Annotated in this window: 18 protein-coding genes; 4 read left to right on the top strand and 14 right to left on the bottom strand. The window is 44.5% G+C overall.

Annotated features, from left to right (window positions below; all coding sequences use genetic code 11):
* Positions 1-10: 10 nt before the first annotated feature.
* The 6 genes from fhuB to BKB51_RS15585 all read right to left on the bottom strand — a co-directional run bounded on the left by fhuB (position 11) and on the right by BKB51_RS15585 (position 7,907).
* Positions 11-2,014 carry a Fe(3+)-hydroxamate ABC transporter permease FhuB gene (gene fhuB, locus BKB51_RS15560; protein ID WP_085902034.1) on the bottom strand — a complete coding sequence of 668 codons (2,004 nt, stop codon included), beginning with the start codon at positions 2,012-2,014 and terminating at the stop codon, positions 11-13.
* Positions 2,011-2,961, bottom strand: coding sequence for an ABC transporter substrate-binding protein (locus BKB51_RS15565; RefSeq protein WP_198946762.1), 951 nt, complete (start codon positions 2,959-2,961; stop codon positions 2,011-2,013). Before BKB51_RS15565 ends, fhuB begins: the two co-directional genes overlap by 4 nt.
* Complete coding sequence (locus BKB51_RS15570; RefSeq protein ID WP_085902035.1) at positions 2,951-3,760, bottom strand: ABC transporter ATP-binding protein; 810 nt, start codon at positions 3,758-3,760, stop codon at positions 2,951-2,953. The genes BKB51_RS15565 and BKB51_RS15570 overlap by 11 nt, the downstream gene beginning before the upstream one ends.
* The gene (locus tag BKB51_RS15575; protein ID WP_198946763.1) at positions 3,760-6,135 is read right to left on the bottom strand and encodes a TonB-dependent siderophore receptor; all 2,376 of its coding nucleotides are present in this window, start codon (positions 6,133-6,135) and stop codon (positions 3,760-3,762) included. Before BKB51_RS15575 ends, BKB51_RS15570 begins: the two co-directional genes overlap by 1 nt.
* 122 nt (positions 6,136-6,257) lie before the next feature.
* Complete coding sequence (locus tag BKB51_RS15580; protein ID WP_085902036.1) at positions 6,258-7,292, bottom strand: FecR family protein; 1,035 nt, start codon at positions 7,290-7,292, stop codon at positions 6,258-6,260.
* An 84-nt stretch (positions 7,293-7,376) separates the two neighbouring features.
* Positions 7,377-7,907, bottom strand: a complete 531-nt coding sequence (locus BKB51_RS15585) for a sigma-70 family RNA polymerase sigma factor (protein WP_085902037.1) — start codon at positions 7,905-7,907, stop codon at positions 7,377-7,379.
* Between the two features lie 334 nt (positions 7,908-8,241).
* Here BKB51_RS15585 and BKB51_RS15590 point away from each other — a divergent pair, with 334 nt between their 5' ends.
* The 4 genes from BKB51_RS15590 (at position 8,242) to BKB51_RS15605 (ending at position 10,870) form a co-directional block, all read left to right on the top strand.
* Positions 8,242-8,940 (top strand): MotA/TolQ/ExbB proton channel family protein, encoded by a 699-nt coding sequence (locus tag BKB51_RS15590; RefSeq protein WP_085902038.1) that lies wholly within the window; start codon positions 8,242-8,244, stop codon positions 8,938-8,940.
* 5 nt (positions 8,941-8,945) lie between these two features.
* On the top strand, positions 8,946-9,362 hold the full coding sequence (locus BKB51_RS15595; RefSeq protein ID WP_085902039.1) for an ExbD/TolR family protein: 417 nt from the start codon (positions 8,946-8,948) through the stop codon (positions 9,360-9,362).
* A complete protein-coding gene (locus BKB51_RS15600) occupies positions 9,359-9,784 on the top strand; it encodes an ExbD/TolR family protein (protein ID WP_085902040.1) in 426 nt (141 codons plus the stop codon). The genes BKB51_RS15595 and BKB51_RS15600 overlap by 4 nt, the downstream gene beginning before the upstream one ends.
* A gap of 93 nt (positions 9,785-9,877) precedes the next feature.
* A complete protein-coding gene (locus tag BKB51_RS15605) occupies positions 9,878-10,870 on the top strand; it encodes an energy transducer TonB (RefSeq protein ID WP_125911856.1) in 993 nt (330 codons plus the stop codon).
* A 171-nt stretch (positions 10,871-11,041) separates the two neighbouring features.
* On the opposite strand, the gene BKB51_RS15610 is transcribed toward BKB51_RS15605, so the two are convergent.
* From BKB51_RS15610 to BKB51_RS15645, 8 genes are all read right to left on the bottom strand, one after another.
* On the bottom strand, positions 11,042-11,812 hold the full coding sequence (locus BKB51_RS15610) for an ABC transporter ATP-binding protein (RefSeq protein WP_198946764.1): 771 nt from the start codon (positions 11,810-11,812) through the stop codon (positions 11,042-11,044).
* Complete coding sequence (locus tag BKB51_RS15615) at positions 11,809-12,858, bottom strand: FecCD family ABC transporter permease (RefSeq protein WP_245813288.1); 1,050 nt, start codon at positions 12,856-12,858, stop codon at positions 11,809-11,811. The genes BKB51_RS15610 and BKB51_RS15615 overlap by 4 nt, the downstream gene beginning before the upstream one ends.
* Entirely contained in the window at positions 12,845-13,966 is a 1,122-nt protein-coding gene (locus BKB51_RS15620) for an ABC transporter substrate-binding protein (protein ID WP_085902042.1), read from the bottom strand. Before BKB51_RS15620 ends, BKB51_RS15615 begins: the two co-directional genes overlap by 14 nt.
* 70 nt (positions 13,967-14,036) lie before the next feature.
* Positions 14,037-16,286, bottom strand: a complete 2,250-nt coding sequence (locus BKB51_RS15625) for a TonB-dependent receptor (RefSeq protein WP_085902043.1) — start codon at positions 16,284-16,286, stop codon at positions 14,037-14,039.
* Positions 16,287-16,409: 123 nt separating this feature from the next.
* Entirely contained in the window at positions 16,410-17,378 is a 969-nt protein-coding gene (locus tag BKB51_RS15630; RefSeq protein WP_158090253.1) for a FecR family protein, read from the bottom strand.
* A 133-nt stretch (positions 17,379-17,511) separates the two neighbouring features.
* A complete protein-coding gene (locus BKB51_RS15635) occupies positions 17,512-18,021 on the bottom strand; it encodes an RNA polymerase sigma factor (protein ID WP_085902045.1) in 510 nt (169 codons plus the stop codon).
* A 160-nt stretch (positions 18,022-18,181) separates the two neighbouring features.
* On the bottom strand, positions 18,182-18,877 hold the full coding sequence (locus tag BKB51_RS15640) for an RraA family protein (RefSeq protein ID WP_085902046.1): 696 nt from the start codon (positions 18,875-18,877) through the stop codon (positions 18,182-18,184).
* Complete coding sequence (locus BKB51_RS15645) at positions 18,874-19,569, bottom strand: alpha/beta fold hydrolase (protein ID WP_085902091.1); 696 nt, start codon at positions 19,567-19,569, stop codon at positions 18,874-18,876. Before BKB51_RS15645 ends, BKB51_RS15640 begins: the two co-directional genes overlap by 4 nt.
* Positions 19,570-19,680: the final 111 nt, after the last annotated feature.

A 19,680-nucleotide genomic window follows, 5' to 3' on the forward strand; every position in this document is an offset into this window, starting at 1 on the left:
GAAATATACGTTATGCATTACTGCTTCGAGCAAAGGCATTCTGACGACTCATCAAAATCAATAACAAAGGTGTTCCGACAAGCGCCGAAAGTAATCCGGCAGGCATTTCATAGGGATAGTCACTGACACGACCAATCCAATCGGCAACCACCATCAAAGATCCCCCCGCCAAGCAAGCAACAGCCATCTGCAAACGAGCTTGATGCAGCCCGAGTGCTCTAGCGATATGTGGCGCCATTAACCCCACAAAACTGAGGGGGCCGACAAGAACGGTCGCCCCGGCTGTTAAACAGGATGCCATCGCAAAAAGGACAAAGCGGGATCTCCGCACGTTAACACCAAGTGAAAGAGATACCTTCTCGCCAAAATTTAAGACATCCAACGCGCGTGCCCCGAACAAAAGAGGCAGCATAAGAGTGCATCCAAGCAAGAAAGCCCCACAGGCTGCTTCCAGACTAACTCCATAGGTAGATCCCGCCATAATGCGAAGCAAATGAACCGAGCGCAGATCCCCTGTGGCAGCCAAAGCACCGATCAAAGCGTCGATTAAAGCCCCCAGAGCAACACCAATCAAAATCATGCGTTCTGGCTGAAACCCGCTCTTTTTTCCAAAAGCAAACAACGCTGCAAGGACAATACTTGCCCCCAAAAGAGCACCTATTGCCAAGGTTTCCGGGCCGACGCCAACAACAAGATAGATACATACACCAATGCCCATCATCGCCCCGGCATTAATCCCCAGGACTTCCGGGCTTGCCATAATGTTCCCCGTCAAACGCTGGAGAATCATCCCGGCCAAGGCCAACATAATACCAGCGCCAAACGCTGCAATAACACGTGGCACACGCCACTGATAAACATCTTTCCAGCTCCCCGACAGATCGAAAGCCCATCCGAAATCTGTATCCCGTCCAAAGGTGACAGCCACGATCACAATACAAATTGAGATCGCCAACATAACAAAAAGTACCTTTAGTCCCGCTGTTTGCCGCCAAACTAGCGGTGCCTCGTTTGTTTGCACCACCGTTTCAAACTTCATTCTGGGGATCAGGAATAATAAAAGCGGAGATCCTAAAAGCGCGGTCACAGCACCTGTGGGCACAAATTCGCGTAGACGACCTGCTAAAATCTGAATAACAGCATCCGTCATCCACAATAAAGCCGCACCAATCAACGCACTCCATATTAACTGGGACAAGACTTTGCGCGCCCCGCAAAGCCTAGCAATCATTGGGGCAACCAGTCCGATGAAACCAATAACCCCAACAGCGCTAGTGACAAAAGCAGCCATCGCAATAGCAATTGACACGGCAAAAAACCTGATCATTCCCGGTGAAACACCCAGTGATGACGCGCTACCATCGCCCAGAACCAAAAGAGAAAAAGGCCGTACCATAATCATGGACAAGCCAAACAACACCAGAAGTTGGGGCCAAAGTACATTCGCGACATCCCAACTTTGCTGAGATAGTGATCCTGCGCCCCAAATAAACAAACTGGCAAGATATCTGTCATTCAGCAACACCAGCAAAGAGGCCAATGCACCGAAATAGAGGCTAACGATCAGCCCAGTCAGAACCAGTGAAATGGGAGAAAAATCCCGGCGCGCCATAAGGCCAAATACGAGAGCAGCCGCAACGCCAGCCCCTACGAGAGCAATAACTTCGCGCCCATAAACAAGCGTCGCCGGGAAGAACAATCCGGCAATGACCAATGCTAAATAAGCCCCTGCAGATACCCCCATCGTTGTTGGAGATGCCAATGGATTACGCAGCGCCAGTTGCAATATTGCACCCGAAAAACCAAGAGCCAGTCCAGAGAGGATCGCGACACTCAAGCGGGGTAAAGCAGAAAAAAGAAACAACATTTGCTGAACGTTGTATTCCCCCTTATTGCCTCCATTAGTCAGAATATCCTGTAAATCCTGTCCCATTAACAACCAGGACAAAAGCAGAGCAACGCCCGTAATTATAAAGAACAGAACCGGGTTATAATTGCGCTGGGTTTCGCTCATGAATAATGACTTTCCAGGTGTGACAGTATTAAAGAGAGAAAACGCTCTGCAGATGGCAACATGCCGAACATCATTACAGGCGGTAACATGACAAAACGGTCATTCTGTACAGAAGGCAAATATTTCCACAGCGGACTTCTTTCCAATGTCGGCTTAATGTCATCCATCAAAGGTTCAAAAACGACCAGTTCAGTATTCTCTGTAGCTTCAGAAGCCAAGCGTTCCAACCCGACTGTCTGAAATCCCCAATAGTTGGTTTCACCCCTCCATGCATTAATCAAACCGACTTCGTCCATCACATTTTGATAGAGGCTATTGGCACCATAAACACGGGCATGGCGGGCATCCATAAAGTTCAGTAATGTCAGTGAGGGATAATTTCTTTTTGCTATTAAATCTCGTGCAGCAACCAGTTTTGTCTCAAAGGATTTGAGATAATTTTCCGCTTCCGTTTCCATTCCAAGTAAAACACCAAGATTTTTGGTAATCTCACGAGAAGCTGGTAAAGGCTGACTTTGTCCATCAAAGAGAGGAATGACTTCAATCGGTGCAATTTTTTCCAACACAGGCTGATGACTGGTTGTGTAGGGTGTCATAAGAATAAGATCAGGTTTCAACCGTGATACAGCTTCCAAATTAATCACCAGATCCTGACCGATATCAGCAACAGAATTTGGGAGCTTTGGCTCTCGAACCCAATAGTTCCAACGTTGCGCTGCAATCACCCCAACAGGCGGCAAGCCGAGTTCTATAAGGGTCGTAGCCGAACCATAATCAAGACACACAATACGACGAGGCGTTTTCTCTCCTTTCTCAGCATGAGCAGTAGTAAAAGAAGATAAGAGCGATGCAGTCACTCCCATCGCGCCCAGCCCCAGAAATCCTCGTCGGCTCAGATGTGATTTCGTTCCGCTTTCGGCAAACAGCATCTGATGATCAGGCAACATAGGTTATTAACCCTTCACCCTCAGGGTGCGGTAAAACCCCCATTTCCACGCCAAAAATATTTGCGAGCGTTTCCCGTTGTAAAATATGCTTTGGTGTTCCATCCGCAATCAACTCGCCATCACGTAATGCAAAAAGACGATCACAAAAACGGCCCGCCATATTGATGTCGTGCAACACCATAAGAACAGAAATCTTTTTTGTGTGAGCAAGATCGCGGATCAAGCTTAGAACTTCTACTTGATGGGATACATCAAGTGCTGAAATAGGTTCATCGAGCAACAGACATTTTGCATCCTGGGCAATCAACATTGCGATCCAGACACGCTGACGCTCACCACCTGATAAATTATCGACTTGTCGATCACGTAAAACAGCCGTGTTGGTCAACCTCAAAGCTTCATCAACTTTTTGTCGATCCAGATCAGTAAAACGTCGAAATGCGCCGTGCCAGGGATAGCGGCCATGAGAAACGAGTTCTTCAACCAAGAGACCTTGTGCTGGTGGCATATGCTGCGGCAGATAGGCAATATGACGCGCAAAGTCTTTTTGCTTCCATAAACTGAAGTCAACATCCTTTAGCTGTAAAGTACCAGTGGTTGGTACCATCTGACGTGCAAGAAGCTTAACCAGCGTTGATTTACCAGAACCATTATGCCCCAAAAGCCCACACACAACACCAGTCTGCAGGTCGAGACTAACGGGTTTGAGAATAGACGCCGAACCAGCCGTGAACGATAGCTCACGACTGGTTAGAACAGGCTGTCTTTCTGTAGAAAGGACAGTTTGATGCAATGTCATCAGAAACGATAACGAAGGCTGGCCTGGACAGTTCGCCCCTCGTCCTTATAACAACTTCCAGAGGCACAGATTTGCCCGTCTTTATCAAAAAGATTATTGGCGTTAATCTTAAACTCTGCCCCTTCAAGCTTATGACTTATTTCCCCAAGGTCATAACGCAGGGCCGCATCAAAGAAATATCGTTCACTGTTTTCAATGGTGTTTGTATCGTTCCCTTCGCTTTCACCAAAATAACGCACCCCACCAGAGATACCCAGTCCCCGGAAAGTACTGTTTTGAAATTGATAGTCCACATAAGTCGAGACAGTGTGGAGAGGAATACCTGAAACCTGTTTCCCTATGGTCCCGGTTGGGCCAGCTTTAATTTCAACATCGGTATAAGCATAGGCCGCATTAAGACTAAGGCCTTCCATTAAGGTCGCTACGGCTTCCAGCTCAAAACCCCGCGAGCGCATATCTTGCTGAACTTGAACATTAATACCCGATGATGAATCAAAGACAACACCGTCTTCTTGATCAATCTGAAAGACTGAAGCTTGAATGACTGCATTTTCATTCAGAAATTCATACTTTAAGCCTGCTTCCATCTGTTCCCCAACAGTCGGTGCCGCCGGAGTACCATTCACCAGATTACCTACATTTGGTGTAAAGGATGTCGAATAGTTCGCAAAAGGCACCAGACCGAAATCGGTGACATAAGACAATCCCAATTGCCAAGACAACTCTTCTTCGTCCTGTTTGATTGTACCAGTGTTGTTTTTGGTTTCCGCATCAAGGAAATCATAGCGAACACCTGCATTCAAACGCCATTTTTCCCAAGCCAAAGAATCATGCACATAAACGCCGATTTGATCCTGTTCTTGTTCGACATCAAGTGCAGGGTTCATTGTGATAGCACCGCCTATTGCACCAAAGCCTTGGCGTTGATCGTACTCATTCGTGCCATAGTCAAACCCACTAACCACTGTATGCTTTACAGCACCGGTTTCCACAGATGTTATCAAGTGATTATCGATAACAAATGTTTTCTGCTCTTCCACGGCCAGTCCGGCATTCTGGATAGATCCATCAGCGCCCTGCCGAAAGGCATATTCCAGGTTGATATCAACATCCGCATAGCGAGTATTTTGACGGAAGGTGAAAGTATCGTTGAAACGATGTTCGAACTCGTAGCCCAGTCGATACTGTTCATGATCAAAATCGTTCCAGTCTTCATGACCGCTATAAAGATCTGTTATGCCATTAGCATCATTGAAAAAGAAAGCAGTCCCCCCGGTTTGGGAGTCCATATATTCAGTCAGAACAGTTAACTTTGTATCTTCTGTAGGCTTCCATTCAATAACCGGCGCAATATAGGTACGGTTGTCGTTATACCCCGGCAAGTCCGTCTCACTGTCCCTGAGAACACCAGTCAGGCGGTATTTGAGGGTTTCGTCTTCATCAATAGCATCAGAGAAATCAAAGTTCCCTTGGAAACGCTCATTATTACCAAGAATGAATTCAACCTCACGCAAACGATCTTTGGTTGGACGTTTTGTTACAATGTTGGCAAAACCACCGGATGAACTGGCCCCATAAAGCGTTGATGATGGTCCTTTAAGTATTTCAACCCCTTCTACACCATAGGGTTCAGCACGATACACAGCCGAAGACCCGCTGAACTGGCGCAAACCATCCCGAAATACACCGTTGTATACCCCGTCAAAACCACGAATGGTGAATGAATCATAACGAGTATCAAATCCAAAGGCACTGGTTACAATACCCGGAGTATAGGCAAGCGCCTCGTTCAAGGTTTTGGGTGCTCGGTCATCCAGTTGCCGTTCAGTTACAACCGAAATATTCTGGGGCACTTCAATCAGCGGCGTATCTTTTTTAGTACCGATCTGACTGACCAGCGGAACATAGCCATCCTGAACAAGAGTATCATCACTTTCAGCTTCGATCACAATCGGCGCCAAACGGCTGTTTTCTTGATTCGCCTCTAGGTCAAATTGCCCGATTGTTACTGTTCCATCATCAGCAACAATGTAGTTCAGCCCCGTTCCATCCAACAACACAGTAAGTCCGCGTTCAAGAGACATAACCCCATGCACACCAGAAGTTCTTAAATTTTCCAATGTCGTACCATCTGCCAAAATTTGAACATTGGCTTGTTGACCAAAGAGCAACACTGAATCTGCCAACGATTGTGGCGCGATTTGAAAGCGTAAATTTTGTTGCTGTACCTGTGCTGTCTCATCAGCGGATTTATGATCGGCAGTTTGTGCAAAACCGCTATTGATTGTAATCAATGATGTTGCCAAAGCCGTTGTCATCATCATTACGTAACGACGCAAGACTTTAGCCTTGCGCATTTCTTGAACCTCACTCATCGAGCGGTCTCCACTAATTTTATTCGCTGAGATCCAGAGCCGAAACCCTAAATGCGAACAAGTCGCATTTTCAACCTCTATATCCGAACAACGACAGAGAAAGCACGTTTTTCAATTATTTTTTATTTTTTTGATAAAATAATAATCCAGGGTGAAATTTCAGTCACTTCAAGCCCGTGTAAACTGGCAATTCCACGAAGACTTTTACGCGGCTGTGACAGTTTGAAAACACCCGTCAAACGTCTCTCGCGAATGTCAGCATCTTGAATAAAAATATGCCCGTTAAAAAAGCGATCGATTTGACTAACAACAGAGTTGAGAGATTGATCCCGGACTTTCAAGTAACCCTCTCGCCATGATGCGATATCACCGACAGGGCTTTTGGAAAGCTTATAGCCCTCGGTATCTAAAAATTCGATGCGCTCTCCGGGTCTCAGTTGAACCGAAACAGAACCCCGGTGCATATGATTGACTTGAACGAGCCCTTCAGTAACAGCAACACGAATTCCCGCTTCTTGCTCATCAACAAGAAATGCAGTCCCCAGGACTTTTGTCTGGATATTCTTCTTGTTAACGACAAAAGGTCGTGTCGTATCTTTGCTCACCTCAAAAAAAGCTGCACCTGATACAATTGTCACCTTTCTTTCTTTCCTTGAAAATACCACATCAAGTGCAGTTTCTGGTGCAAGAGTAATCCGGCTACCATCATCCAGATTCAAGACAAGGGCTTCAGAGTTACTGTTTACGTAGTCAGCCCCGAGGTATTTAAATTTAGGTCCCGAAAACCCTATGACCAAAAACAGTATCATGAAAGCAGTGACATGGACGACACCGCGGGTTAAACATGATTTAGCGGATAAGGGTAAATAGACCGAAGAAAACGAAGAACTCTTTTCCGCCACACCCTGATCAAGAAACAAGTCCGGTTCAGGAATTTTATGCGATTTCTGCGACCTGACAGAAGGTACACTCAAAGCTGGTCCAACATGCCCCAGCAAATGCCAAGTACGTGAAACCACTTCCCAGTCCTCTTGATGTTTAACATCACTTTCGAGCCACAGCTGAAAATCCTGCTGTAAAGTCAAGTTCTCGGGATCATCATTAAGTAACACAATCCATTCGCTGGCTCTTTTGGGGATCAGTAATTCGTTTGTCATGCTCTCACTTGGTTTGCTTGGCGATTTTGCCTTATAGATACAACGCTGTAGCACGTTGTTTTTTCAATTTTACCGTAAAGTCCCTTATTCAGTTTGTCTTTTTAAGCTTGTTTTACAATGCTCCAAGGCACTTGAAACCATGGCATGAGCCGTCCCCAATGAAACATCAAGTCGGTCAGCTATATCGACCAGCTTCAAGCCTGAAAAACGGTGAAGTTCAAAAGCAAGTCTTGTTCTCTCTGGAAGTTCGTTTAGCGCGGCACGCAAAACAATCAGCTCCTGGCGTGCGCCTGCGTGTTGTTCAGGGGAAATCTGCCCGACATCAGAGGAGATCAATGATAAATCTTCTTCCTGCATATAAGAATTTTCACGCGTCTTTTTTCGCAAAGTATCCAAACACAGGTTTCGTATAATTTGATAGAGATACCCAACCGGTTCTTCCAGGATTGTACCCTGTTTTCTCTTTTCGACGCCAATTACTCGAAAATAGGCATCTTGCACCACATCTTCTGCAACATGTCGCTCTCCGACGATCGACTTAGCGTAGCCAACCAGATCTTTACGGTGAAGCATAAAAAGCTGCAACAGGTCATGTTGGTGGGCAATAGAACTCATAATTTTAACCTGAAGCGTCGACACATAATTTTTGCGAATGACTTTCAATTACAAAACATTTCGCATAGATGTCAAACACCCTCAGGTTGAGTTTTAACTACGCGGCACTTTGTATCTCAACTCCGAGTTACTTCAAGGCAACAATACAAACCTTATATAAATATTATTTTTCAATATATTACATAATTTTCCTTACAAAAATAAATATATCAAAACTGCGCCCTATTCTCTGAAAACAAGAAATTCCATTGCTTTAATAATTTTATCTGATAATGAGTATCACTATTATTTAGAGTCGCATTCCTTTTTTAAGATAAGCAAGGACTGGAAAAATATGCTTCAAGATACAGAAACAGAGGCTTTAACGTCTCTTCTAGAAGTTATTGATGCAGCTGGCGCCGTTGGCTGGGTTCTAGCTGGCATGGCACTTTCAGCAGCCGTTGTGATCTTTTACAAGGTAGTTGTCTTCTGGCGCTCTGGTCTTTGGCAAACAAAAGTATTGAGACAAGCACGCGTTAAGCTGCGACAAGGTGAAATCGTAGAAGCTGTTCATATGTTAGACAGTTTACGACACCCTGCTGTTCAACTTGTCACACTGGGTGTAGATCGTGCCCGTACAATTGGCCTTGATGACAAAAACCTTGAAATAGAAATGGAGCAACTTTCACTCGGTGTGTTGGAGCGTCTGAAATCCGGTATTCGTTATATTGGCGCTGTTGCAGCACTTAGCCCTTTGATGGGATTACTCGGAACCGTTCTTGGTATGATTGATGCCTTCCGGCAGATGGAAGCCGCAGGTAACCAAGTTGACCCCTCTATTCTCTCAGGGGGTATTTGGCTCGCCCTTCTAACCACAGCAATCGGGCTTGTTGTTGCTATTCCAGCAACGGCAGCACAAATCTGGCTGAACAGTGTCATTCAAAAAACGACCCGCAGATTGGAAGAAACAGGAACCGCGGTTCTCACCGGATTACATATTCACACCCTCAAAGCACGTTCCATGAATGATGCAGTTAACTTTGCGGCCGAATAACGATCATGCGCTTATCTGGTGAAAGTACGGATAAATTACCCACGATCAGCCTGACACCGTTGATTGATGTTGTTTTTATTCTCTTAATCTTTTTTATGCTCGCCTCAAGCTTTCTGGATTGGCGCGAACTTCCTATTCAAGGACAAGCCGCCAAACCAAGTTCATCACCCTCATCACAATCACCGAAAGAAACAATACGGTTATCCCTCTCACGAGATGGAACAATCAAACTTGGGAGCAAAAAAATTGATCGAGGCGGTCTTAAAAAAGTTTTGATGTCCAAAACTACTACTCTGGAGACCATCAAAGTTTATATTGCGGTTGAAGACGGTGTAAGGATGCAAAATACACTAGATTTTCTTCAGGAATTAAAAGCATTTGGATTGATTGACTTAACTCTCCAGGATCAACAAAAGTCATGAAAATCAGGCAAGACGATAGCTCATCAGAATTAACAGAAAGCACATTGCCCATGATTAATGTTGTCTTTCTTTTGCTTATATTCTTCATGATTGCCGGGTCATTACAGAAAACCCTCCCCTACAACATAACCCCATTACAAGCACAGGTTGACGCGGCACAACAGCAAACACCATTAGTCATTCACGTTGCTGCTGATGGACGCATTATGATCGAAGAGCAGGAGGTTACGCTAAAGCTGTTTGAAAGATCTATACACGAACACCTCAGAACGCCCCGGTCTGAAACAAGTTCTGACGTTTTATCAAACCACCCCATTACAATCCGCTCTGACCAATCTACGAATACAACGACTGTTGTGAAGATTCTTTCGCTCTTGAAAGAGATGAAGATCAAACAAGTTGCACTGGCAACAGTACGTTAAAGCAAAGGTACAATCGTGGAGCTAACTATACGAAATGGCTTTTTAGAAAAGCTTCTCACACTTTTGGGCCTGCTAACACTTTGCATTATTCTTATGATCGTCTTAATCCTGAGCCATAAACAGCACGCAGGTTTTGAAGATGGTAACGAAGGTGGCAGTATTGTTGTTTCTCTTTCATCTGCCCCCAGCGCAGAAGCTTCAGCATTTGGAGAAAATAGTTCAGAACTAGACACCCCAGAAGCAACAAATCAATCAGAAGCGCGTACCACACCAGAAATTCAAGAATTACCAAAAGAGATAGAGCTAGAAGAAGTAAAACCTGAAGTTACTAAAGAAGCGGAAATTGTTGAACCATCCCCCATCATATCGCAGCCTGAACAAGAGCCACAGGAACTGACAGAACCAGTCATCATACCTGAGCCAGAAATAATTCCCGAACAAGAGATTGATCAACCTGAAATCATTGAACCTGCTGAGATCACTGAGCCAATAGTACAACCAGCTCCTAGTATTGAAACGGTTCAAAAACCTAAAGCAAAGCCTAAGCCGCCTGTTCAAAAATCAGTTAAAATTGTTGAAAAAAAGAGTATTTCAAAACCTCTCCCAAAAGTAACAAACATCCCTGTTCCTACCCAAAAAGCAAATACGGGAAAAAGTAAAGAAACTATCGACGCCACCAATATCGGCGCCCAAAGCGAAGACAATAATTCTAGCGGACAACAAGGCATTAACCCGAATAAAAGCAAGAACACAGGCAACACCAATCAAACAGCAAACAATCGTGGCGCAGGACAAAAAGCAACGGGCGATTACTGGAAAGCTGTACAAATTCATCTTGCACGTAATAAGCGTTATCCTCGCAAAGCAAAAAGACGCCAAATGCAAGGTGAAATCATGATACAATTAACGCTCTTTTCATCTGGTAAAGTCGAGAGTTACAAGATCCTTGAAAGTTCAGGCTTTCCATTACTAGACAAAGCCGCAATCAAAATGATTAATAAATCTGCCCCGTTCCCGCCTTTTCCTGCAAGCATCACTGCCGCTCAGATGAGCCGGCGTATTCCGGTCGTGTTTAACATGAAATAATGAAGATCAAAGGCGATCATGCTGCTATAGGGCAAGTATAAAGACGCTACAAACAATCATAAGGCACGACAAGTCACTTATCCTTGCTCGTGCCTTATAACTTTGAATGTTTTCTTATTCAGCACAGCTTTAAATATAAAAGGTTACATATCTAAAATAATGGTAAATTCTTCATATCGCACCAACTACATCAATACGGGGATATCCGGGCTTTGATAAATCAATTTCAGTTTCAACGTGATAAACACGAGCAAGATTCTCTGGAATTAAAACTTCTTCCGATGGACCACTTGCAATAACTTTCCCATTTTTCATCAACACTAAAAGATCGCAATAGCGAGCAGCTAAATCCAAGTCATGTAAAGCCGCAATTGATACACGACCATCTTGCTGAACTTTGTTTTTGACAAGCTCTAATACGATCATTCGCCAACGTAAATCCAACGCAGACGTAGGTTCATCAAGTAACAACAGCTCGGGATCACGGATAAAAGCCAACGCCAATCCTATCAGCTGACGCTTTCCACCGGATAAGGTATGTAAGGCATCTAGCTGAAAATCGCTTAAACCCAGGTCATTAAAAATGCTTTCGATTTTTCTGGAAAGTTCTTTGTCACTATAAGGCAATGCAAGGGCGCGCGCTGTACTCCACATTAACTCTGTTGGCGTCAAGGCGGTTGGTGCTGGTGGCGTTTGAGGCATCGTCGCAACTTTTTCATGCCATTTTTTACTCCCAACCTCTTGCAAATTATCATCATCAAAAATGATATTACCTTTTGATTTCTTCTCACCGGAAAGGCATTTCATAAGGGTTGATTTGCCAGAAGCATTTGGTCCCAGCAGGCCAACAACCATTCCTCCATCCACATCGGGGAATGTTATGTCATGCAGAATCTGTTTTTTACCGTAAAATGCCGATAGATTTTTAACACTTAATCTCATGATGACCTGCCTCGCCTTTGTATCAGCAAAAACAAGAATAGAGGAACACCAACAACAGCCGTTAAAATCCCCACAGGAATAATGACACCTGGAATCAGTGTTTTCGATAATCCAGAAGCAATAGAAAGGATCAGAGCACTGCATAAAACGGCACCAGGAACCAACATCCGGTGATCTTCACCAAGTAAAAGGCGCGCGATATGTGGACCGACCAAGCCGATAAAACCAATTGTTCCGACAAAACACACGGCAAAGGCAGCCAGAATCGAAGACCGGATAATCACCCATGTTCTAAGTCTTGAGACATCAACACCTGTACTTCTGGCGTGCGCTTCCCCACCTCGCAACAAGGTCAATAGCCAGACATGCTTTATACTAAAGGGAAATATGGCAAGGAAGCAGCAGGTCACAATAGTAACTTCAAGCCATCCGGCTTTGGTAAGGTTTCCAATTGTCCAGAACACAACCTGTTGCAATGCATCAGCATCCGCGATCAAGTGAAAACCCGAAGCAATCGCATTGCATAAAAACACCAAAGCAATACCGAACAAAATAACCGTTTCACGTGCACCTCCAGATAGTCGAACAACAATCAGAATCAGACACGACGAGCTCAATGCACCTAGAAGAGCCAACACAGGTAATATGAACGCTGGTGGAACAAAAGGAACTGACGGTAACAGAACAATAGCAACACTGGCACCCAAAACAGCCGCAGAAGAAACACCAAGCGTAAAAGGGCTGGCCAAAGGATTATCCAGCACCGTTTGAGTTTCTATCCCCGAAAGCCCTAGTGCAGCACCAACCACAATGGCAATCAAGGCATCTGGTAATCGTACATCCCATAAAATGATCTTGTACCGTAACTCAAGGCTTTGAGGGTTTATCAAGCCATCGATAACCTGTCCGGCACTCAAGCCAGACGGTCCGGCAAGAATATCCAGCCAAAGACTGAGAACAAGTGCGCCTAACAGCCCCGACAATATGAAGACCCGTCGTCGGGTCAGTCGTGAAAATTCAATCGCGAGAGTACTAGTTTGCATCATGCCGATAGGTCGTAAAATATGCGCCATCAACGCCGAACGGCATAAATTGGTCGTAGATATCAATCAAGCTTTGTTGAGGATCAACATCTTGAAAGCGATCAGGGTGTATCCATTTTGCAAAAGCCTCCAGAACAACAATATTGAACGGAGAGTTATAAAAGTTATGCCAAAAGCTATGGGCACGGCTCGTACGCACTGCGTCCATTGCCTGGAACTCATCCGCAGTCAGATAGCTCGATAAACTTTGTGCGGCCATCTCTGCTGTCATTCCAGGCCCAACGGCGACAGGCAAGTTTCCCAATTTAAACTCCCCTAAGGTACCAGAAGCTGTCCCTATCCAGACATCAGGGTTTTCATCCAAGAGAAATTCATTTGTATGAAGAGCTGTCGGCCCCGGGGCCACAGCATCAGCTATATTCTTGCCGCCTGCAACTTCGACAAACGGGCCGAGCATCCCATCAGCCATTCCCCAGCAACAAGCTCTTCGCCCTGCGTGAACTTGCAAGAAAACAGTCGGGCGATTTTCAATATTATCCAGCCGCTCACGCACCATCGCCAAACGTTTTTCATAGTGATTGATATAACGTTCGGCCTTTTCCTCTTCACCAAGGATTTGACCTAACAGGCGAAGGGACGGAATTGTGTTATTCAGGGGATCAAGACGGAAGTCAATAAAAACAACGGTAATCCCCGCAGCATCCAACTGTTTCATTAACTCATGATTTTTAGCATTGGGGCCATGATCACTTAGCCCAAAAATCGCGACTTCAGGCTTCAGATCAATGATCTTTTCAACAGAGACACTATCTGCACTGCGGCTTCCAAATATTGGTATTTCCTTTGTCTCTGGAAATTTCGCTTTTAACTTTTTATCCAGTCCCGGGTGGGTCCAGCCCAGTGTTGTCATCATACCCACAACACCCTGCACCGGGTTTTCCGGCCTCAAGATAGAAAGTGCCGTTAAATACCGCCCTTCACTGACAACAAATTTTGAGACGGGAGCTTCAATAGAAACTTTACGCCCAGCTAAATCAATAACTTCAAGAGAAGACGCACTAGCCTGTTGGACAACAAACACAGACAAAAGGATCGTAATAAAGAGTTTCATAAGTTTGACCTCGAACTAAGAATGGCCCGGAACCTTTCAGTATCCGAACCATTCCTGCTCATTATTTAAATTAAAAATCTGCTCGAACAGAGAATAAGAAGGACCGACCTGCTTCTAATGCAGGCTCAACGTTGGAAAATTCCTGACCATAGGACGCGCGATCCGCATAGGATGCATCGTTAATGTTATTACCTTCCAAACGCAGGGTCAGAAATTCAAAATCTTCCGGTTTATATTCTGCATAGAGTCCAAAGGTGGCATAACTGTCTTGAGGATTTCCGCCTCCTTTGGTCGTATCTTTGTTTTTCAAGGCGGCATCAACGGTTCCACCAACTGAAAGACCTGTGTCTTTAAAGGTATGTGCTGTCTCAAAGGCAATAACACGCCCCAAAGGTGCGCCAAGATATTGCGTCGTATCCGAGTCAGATAAAGAGGGATCTCCGTCCACTTTAATGCCTGTATCAGAATAGGAAATATGAGCAAAACCATCCGTCCAATCATAACCAGCGCCGATTTCAAAACCACGTGTAACAAAGTCATGCCTCAAATGAGGACCTCCACCCCATGAAGCTTTTCGCGCATTTTCAATATCACTACTAAAAACGCTCGCATCAAAGCTGAATCCTCTAAATTCTGTCTCAAAACCAAGAGAATAGTTTTGTGATCGGGTTGGCTTTACTTCGTTGCTATTATAATCCCAAGCCCCGGGGTTATAGATATATGCCTCGGCAAGACTTATACCGCCAAAAACATTGGAATACCCGCCTTTCAACGTCACACCTTCGATCACTTCATAAGCAACAGATGCATTTCCGCTCAAGCCCTGATTATCAAAGTTGGTTCCGTCCAAACCCGTGAAATACTGTGTATCTCCACGGGCACCAAAAGAAAGGCGTAGATTTTCCAAGGGTTCTATTCGTGCTTGACCGAATATACCTACGTTTGTTGCCTTTTCATCAGTAGACGGGGTTGTATTATCTTTGTATTTGTTCACATCATGATAAAAATCAATGCCAGCTGTGATCTTATTATTTTCATCAAAGTTAAAATCATTCTCGAACTTTCCTGATAAGCTTGTTGTCGCTGCATCGCTTCCAAATGGTGACGGTACCTCAACAGATGACACACCATATCCAAGCGTAATTCGCGGATCTATCCAACCGGATGTCTCGGTCATGTTATAATTAAATACGAAGTTTGAACGCTTTACGGCATATACACGCTCGGCTGATTCATTTTTGTTTGTCAGATTTTGAAGGTTGGCACGGAAAGGGCGATCCGATTCATCATCAACAAGTTCACCCGAGAGTTCAAAACGGTGAACATCATGCTCGTATCCAGCTTTACCAAGAAAAGATCTTAAATTAGTCCCCGTTCCTACCGTTTGATTCCCATCACCATCATCATAGTCATCGCCCTTGCCCCACTTGAAGAAACCAAGCGCTTCAAAATCACCAACACGCCCAAACAAGGCATTACCATTGGTATAGGTTTCACTGTTGGTGTCATAGCTTGCCGTAACAAAACCACCATAGCTTTCACCCTCTTCCAGAACATCATCAACATCCACAGTTTCATAGACGATCCCACCGGCCAAAGCCCCTGGACCGATATCTGCGGGTGCAATTGTTGGATCAACACGCACAGCTTTAAGAAGGCTCGGATCAATTAGATTATTTCCTGTGTGGTGAAAAACCTTGTTGTTTTGGCGGGCGCCATCAATGGTCACGGCAAGGTTATGTTCTTCGACACCACGGACATATACCTTCTGCGTGACGGGGATTCCACCACCTACAGAAACTGCCGCCTCACCCGCAAAAACCTCTTTAACCGTCGTCGGATTTCGACGTGCAAGATCAACGCTTGATATATATTTGGAATCAACACGGTCAGCACTACCGGCATGACGATCAGAGTTTGAAACGCCGGTAATCAGGATTGGTGATAGTGTTGCTTCATCCGCTTCAGCATTACTGGAAGAAACCAGAACCGAACCATCAGCAGTGACTTCATACTTTAGATCCAACCCGGCAATCATTTTATTTAAAGCATCCTGGGCTGTCATTCGACCTTTGACGGCATTCGCCTTTACGCCGCGAACAAGGTCACCATGGGCAGAAACCTGTAGGCCGGATTGAATACCAAAGGTACTTAAACTGTTTGCCAGATCCTGTGATGGGATATCGAAGTCATATTCTTCACTAATTGTACTTTGCGCAGCAACTGTTGGCACATAAGCAAATGTGCCCCCCATTACCAATGCAAATGCTATTCCTTGCAATATACTTTTATTGCGCGGATACCCCAGAAACCTACTCATAAACTTTTCCCTTATACCCCAAAGAAACACACTCAATTAAGAATGCGTCTCATTTAAAACTATATAAAGACGGATTGGGGTAAGGGGATTTTCAAAAAAAGAAGCTTTTTTTAGAAAAAGTTCCTAACTATTTGAAATTACAATAAACCAAGGAGTGACTTGATAAGATTCGGCCCCAATGGATTGCGCAAGCGCCTTCAAAGCAGTAACTGGCTTTGAGAGTAAATACATACCTGTTACAGGTTGATTTTTCAGGTCTTCATCTGCGATGACAACAATGCCGCTGTAATGTCGATCCAGCGCATTCACAACGTCCAAAGCAGAGTGGTCATTTGCGATAAAACGCCCGTCACGCCATGCTGAAATATGTTTCGGAGAGATATGACCCCGGACAAAATCGCCAGATATTGCGACATCAATACGATCACCAATCTTGAGGATTTCTGTATCAGGTCTCTTCGGATCCGGCTTAACGGCAACCGTTCCTTCCTGCACCATCACGCCAACATTATCTTCGACTATATTGACGTCAAACGCCGTTCCCAGAACAGAGATTTCTGTGCCAAGAGAAAATACTCGAAAGGATTTCTCCGGGTTATGGCTAACGTCAAAAAAAGCCTGCCCTTCCAAGAGTTGAACATCCCGCGACTTTTCGGAATAATTCAATTTCAGCTTGCTTTCAGGCCCCATATAAACCTGACTTCCATCCTCCAATGTCACCTGTCGAATTTCACCCGCCGTCGTTGCATAGTCGTAATCAGAAAGAGGTTCAAATTTTAGAACAAGGGCAAATAAAATTGACGCTGCCACGGCCATAAAAGACATCACTTTGAATTTGGATCGACGGAAAGCAACAACGTTATTTATCACTTGTTTCTCTACGATTTGAGATTCCGCCCATTGATCCTCATACCGGGGAGTAATAGCCCCCATCAATTTATAAGCTTTGATAGCTTTCTTCCAGGCCTCTGCATGCTCCGGCTTTTGCTCATACCATTGCGTGAATTCAGATATAAGCACTTTGTCATCAGGATTCTCTTTCATAACCAGCAACCACTCGCTGGCTTCTTGCGGCTCAATAATATTACTCATTACCGTCCTCATTCGAGAATATGTAACTAACAGAATCCTTCATTATTCCATCACTAGAAGACAAGAAGCCAAACACACGTAATAATTTAAATACTCTATATAGACTGTTCTTACGGAAAGAATTTTCAAATTTTTAATCCAGCTCCAACTTTTCACTACAATATTCCAGTGCCTGAAAAACTAGTGAATGGGCCGTACCCATTGAAACACCTAGCTTCTCTGAAATTTTTTTATAGGTAAAGTTGCCAAATCTATGCATTTCAAATGCGATACGACAGCGTTCAGGAAGCTCATCCAAGGCTTTCCTCACCACTTCAAGTTCCTGTCTTGCTGCGACATTCCTCTCTATGGATGGTATTTCCTCAAATAAAAGGCTTAGCGCAGCGTTGGCATCTAGATCACCACGACTTTGGTCTCGGGCAAGTTTTCGCTGCAGATCAAAACATCTATTACGCACAATGCCGTATAAATAGGCCAGCGGTTCAACAACATTCTTTTCTTGAGTAGCTTTTACAAACTGAAAATAAGCTTCCTGAACGACGTCTTCCGCATGGAAATCGTCACCAAGAATTTTCCTTGCATATCCAACCAGTTCCCCTCTGTGGACGAGGTATATATCAAGAGTATCGGAACCGGATTGCATTAAATTTCAGCTCATATTAATGCACAAAGCATTATTAATAATGATTATTAATATCAATTACTACGCTTTATCGAGACTAAAAAGCAAGCAATATTTAGCCTCCTCCCCTTCTTTTGCCCCACAACCACCGAGAAACCGATAAATTTATAGTTAGAACATCTCATGTACGTGCAGCTTCAAAGGCTTCCCATGCTTTTTCAAACTTAGCAAAGTCAAAACCTTTACTTCTGGCGGGTTCAAGGACAAGCTTTTCAGTTTCAAGTAAATGATGAATTGATGTTTCCAGTTGTGGAATAATTTCGGGCGGTATAACAAGAGCTCCATGACGATCAGCGTGGATCAGATCACCATCATTCACCACTAGACCAAAGACTGTCACCTCGGTTTTAATTTCTTTAACGTGGACAAAACCATGGGATGGGCCAACTGATCCGGCAATTACGGGGAAACCTTCTGGCAAGTCGCCGAGGTCCCGCATAACGCCATTCGTCAAAGCTCCACTCAAACCAAAGCCTTTATGAACAGTTGTATTGATTTCACCCCAGTAAGCACCAATACATCCAGGAAAGTCGAGATCTTCGATTACAGCCAGAGCAGGCAAAGCAGAAGAAGCCATATATCGATAGTAATCCATCCGGCGTTTTTTAATTACTTCCGGCACTTCAGAGGGCGGATTGATAGCAGAAATCTTGGCTGTCCGTGCATACCCTATTATGGCACCAGCGGCAACATCAGAAGCAACCATTGTTCCCCGGGTAAAGTTGTTAAAACCGCGTTTTCCCTGAGCAACCTCAATTGCATTACAAACTGTTGGGGTATCAACTTCTTTCAACAAGTCCAATAGAGATTGCTTCATAGGTCCTCCAACCAGCGTAATAAAATCGCTGTTGTTTCATCCGGTTTTTCAAGAGTAGGCATATGTCCGGCGTTCTCTATTATTTCGAGCGCGCTATCAGATATTAAGCTGTGCATCATCTGATGTCGGGAAACGGGACAAAGTTTATCTTCGCGTCCACAGAGAATAAGCGCCGGCCCTTTGTATTTCTTGAGAGTCTCTGTCTGATCTATTCGATCACGCAACGCCTTGGATTGATTGATAAACACATCAGCTCCCAATCCTGTTGCCATATCTCTACACAACTCAAGTATGTCTGTATTACCCTCAGGATCAGCAAGATAGTTAGGAATCATTTCATCCTGCATAACCCGATCAAGTTTCCCTGTCTGGGCTGCAATAATCTGAGGACCTCGACGTTGCTTAAATTCTTCCATCTCCGCCAAGGGATTAGTATCCATCAATGCCATACCAAGGACTCTTTCCGGTGCTTGCCGCAACACTTCCATTGCGACAATGCCCCCCATTGAGAGGCCGACCAGGACAAATTTTTCTGGCGCACAGGCAAGAATATCACACGCTAAACCTGCCGTTGTATCTTGCTGAGCCAATGGCATTGTCATCAATGGCACTCGACCTGAAAGAGCTGATATTTGAGGACTAAACAGCCGTGCATCGCACATCATTCCTGGCAAAAAAACGAGTGGTGTCATGATACCAGATCCCTCAGGTGAAAGCTCGTTGTGCCCTTTATATACAGCTTCTCTAAAAACAAGGCGCAAAATCTACCCCAAGTTTTCAGGTATACTGTTTTCAGGCATGCT

Origin of the sequence: Kiloniella majae, from assembly GCF_002118315.1 — a bacterium.
GTDB classification, from domain to species: Bacteria; Pseudomonadota; Alphaproteobacteria; order Kiloniellales; family Kiloniellaceae; genus Kiloniella; species Kiloniella majae.